This is a genomic window from Chamaesiphon sp. OTE_20_metabat_361 (genome assembly GCF_031364565.1).
This window is the reverse complement of sequence record NZ_JANLWO010000569.1, coordinates 1-2976: the sequence shown is the minus strand read 5'-3', so window position 1 is coordinate 2976 and position 2976 is coordinate 1. Positions and strand designations below refer to the sequence as shown.

The 2976-nt window shown below is 50.2% G+C and carries 3 protein-coding genes; all 3 read right to left on the bottom strand.

Annotated features, from left to right (window positions below):
• Window positions 1–148 precede the first annotated feature (148 nt).
• Window positions 149–1243 (bottom strand): peptidylprolyl isomerase, encoded by a 1095-nt coding sequence (locus RMO35_RS16385; protein ID WP_309742392.1) that lies wholly within the window; start codon window positions 1241–1243, stop codon window positions 149–151.
• Between the two features lie 217 nt (window positions 1244–1460).
• Window positions 1461–1865 carry a hypothetical protein gene (locus RMO35_RS16380; protein ID WP_309742391.1) on the bottom strand — a complete coding sequence of 135 codons (405 nt, stop codon included), beginning with the start codon at window positions 1863–1865 and terminating at the stop codon, window positions 1461–1463.
• 124 nt (window positions 1866–1989) lie between these two features.
• The coding region (locus tag RMO35_RS16375; protein ID WP_309742390.1) for an FAD-binding domain-containing protein at window positions 1990–2976 on the bottom strand (987 nt) is incomplete at its 5' end.

Sequence of the window (2976 nt, the reverse complement as noted above, 5' to 3'; positions counted from 1 at the left end):
CCTGGAGACTGAAGTCTCGGCTAGTGATGCAAAGTCCGCCTGCGCGGACAGATTAAATATTCCGCGCAGGCGGACTTAGCATCAATAGCCCCCATTTTAATAGGTGGCAACTTGGGGCTGTGGGGTTGTTAGACAGAATGAATTGTGCCTAAGCTTTTAGTAAATCTCCGCCTTCAACTACCTTTGCCGAGATGATTTTATCATTGGCTTTGAGTTGTCCGAGGACATCTTGTCCGGCGGTAACATAACCAAAGACAGTATATCGACCATCGAGGAGATTTCGTCCGGCGGGAGTCAATTCTGGCTCGAACAGGAAGAAGAAAAATTGCGACGAGCCGCCATTAGGATCGGTTTCAGGACGCGCCATTGCTAGCGCACCATAAGACGAGAAGGGTAATACGGGTTCCTCGCGAAATCTGCCAGCATCCTCCATCGTAATCCCATACATCGGCTCCTTATCGCCTTTAACCATCACTTCGAGCGGTACCGCCCGATATTTCTTGGTTTTGGGATCGATAAAACCAACTTCTTCCCCTGGCGGATCGCCGATTTGGAGGACATAATCATTTTCGGCGCGGGTAAAAGCAAGATCGTTATAAAAACCCCGATTGACGAGATCGACGAAGTTACCCGCCGTTACTGGCGCACTGTAGCCATCGACAGTCAGGTTGATATCGCCTTTGGTAGTTTTGAGGGCGATCGTGGCGCGACCTTGGAGTTGCGGTAAGTTACTATATTCAGTAGGTACAGTGTAAGGGAAACCAGTCACCATCGAAGCTTCGAGCGTGCCAATATGTGCTAACGCCTCAGCGCGTTCGGCTTGCACTTGGGGCTTGTCTTTGGCTTCTGTGGCTACAGCAAGAGCTTCTACGTGGGTTTGGATGTCGTCTAGGAGTGTTTGGGCTGCGGCTTGTTTGGCTTCAGGAACACTTTTGAGGATATCGGCTCGCTTGTTTTTGACTACTACTGCTGCTTTCTTAACATCACTGGCGATCGTACTCCACTGTTTCCCCCGCAAATGGTTGGAAATATCTTCCAGACTGTTTTGCAGATCCCGCACTGGTTTATTCTCGATCGGGAGTGCATAGCGTAAGATCGCCTGTCCGTCGGTAATAGCGTTACCCGAGGGGAGTAGAGTTGCCGCACTCAGCCCTACAGAGAGCGTCAGTAACAGCATTGCCATCACTCCTGTCTGCAACCAGTGCCGCCCGCGACTGAGTATAGAACTTTTGCCTGTTTGCATCTGTAAAAAGTATTTATATAATCCACTCTCTATCTTGCCACATCACAGTCACTGGCGATCTGAGGTCTATTGCTGCTATCTGTCGGTTCGATCGATCGACATCTCAAGTTGCGATCGATATTTAACTCGATAAGACGATCCGAATCGATCGAGCTTATTTGCTCGACTACCCACGAGTATAAACTGCACCCTAGCAATGTTGCAGCTCAAAGCAGCTTTATGCTAAATCCAGATCCTCTTCATCGCCGCACCATTTGGGATCGTGAAAATCTCGCTCGTAGTCTTCCTTGATAGGAAATCCCAGCGCGGCTAATCGATCGAAATAAGGTGTCAAATCGACATCGGCATCATCTTCACTATCTCGCAGATTCCAGATTGCCAAGATCGTCCATTTGAGCCACATCGCGGGCAGAGTCCACTGCTGAAAGTAGGCAATCCGCTCGGCTTCACTAAAGTGCCGATCGTGCCACCACTGATTCCAAATCTCTGGATACGAATCACCATAACCCATCCGCCAGCACATACTATAGGGATGCTCGTCTGGAAAAATCACCCACAATGGTGGCACCTGTCCGTATCGATCGATTAAACTCGCGATCTCTCGATCGATCCAATCTTTCATTAAATTTCCCGCAAAAATAAATGGCTGGATACAGTTATGATTTAAATAGATAATACCTACAACCCTGATGGTGGGCAGTGCCCACCCTACAACTAAAGCCCAAAGCCCAAAGCCTAAAGCCTATTTATCCTGCCGCACCTTTGACACTAGCGTATAGCTCTTTAAACAATCGCTGTTGAACGTTATGATCGACGATCGGTAGAGGATAGCCGATTTGATGGCGAGTTAGCGGTTGAATATCACCACTGAGGATGAGTTTGGTAGCGATCGGTTTTAGCTCGGGTACCCACTCGCGAATATAGTCGCCATCGCGATCGAATTTTTGGGCTTGGGTATAGGGATTGAAAATTCGCAAGGGTTTGGGATCCATCCCGCTCGATGCGCTCCATTGCCAGCCACCATTATTCGATGACAAGTCCCCATCTATCAGGCGTGCCATAAAATAGCGTTCGCCCCATTGCCAATTAATAATTAAATCCTTGGTTAGGAAACTAGCGACGATCATTCGGCAGCGATTGTGCATCCAGCCAGTTTGATTGAGTTGGCGCATCGCGGCATCGACGATCGGGTAGCCCGTTTTGCCCTCACACCAGGCTTGAAATTGATGTTCGTCGTTTTTCCAAGGAAACTGCTTGAAGGGGTCGCGGTAAGGCCCCTGGGCTAGGCTGGGGAAATGATACATTGCCTGCTGATAAAACTCGCGCCATGCGATTTCTTGCTGCCAGGTGGTGATGCCCGCTCGGGCTTCATCGCTGCGGGCTTCTTTCATCGCGGTAGTTGTCGCCGCCCACACCGTCCGAATCCCAATGGTGCCAAATTTCAGCGCCGCACTCATCCCCGAGGTGCCAGCCGCAGCGGGATAGTTGCGTTGTTCGTCGTAGTCTGAGATCGATCGATGACAGAATGTTGCTAATGCTGTGGTGGCGGCACTAGTACCAGGGATTTGCGCCAGCGGCTGCTCCCAGGTAAATCCTAGCGCCCGAGCGGTAGGTAGATCGATCGTCGGTACTTGGGTGAGTGCTTGTCTTTCGGCTGGAGTTAGGGGACTCTGGGGCAATTTGACATCTACTGGTGCTGGTTTCGATCGACTGTTCCAGTTCCGCCAGAAGGG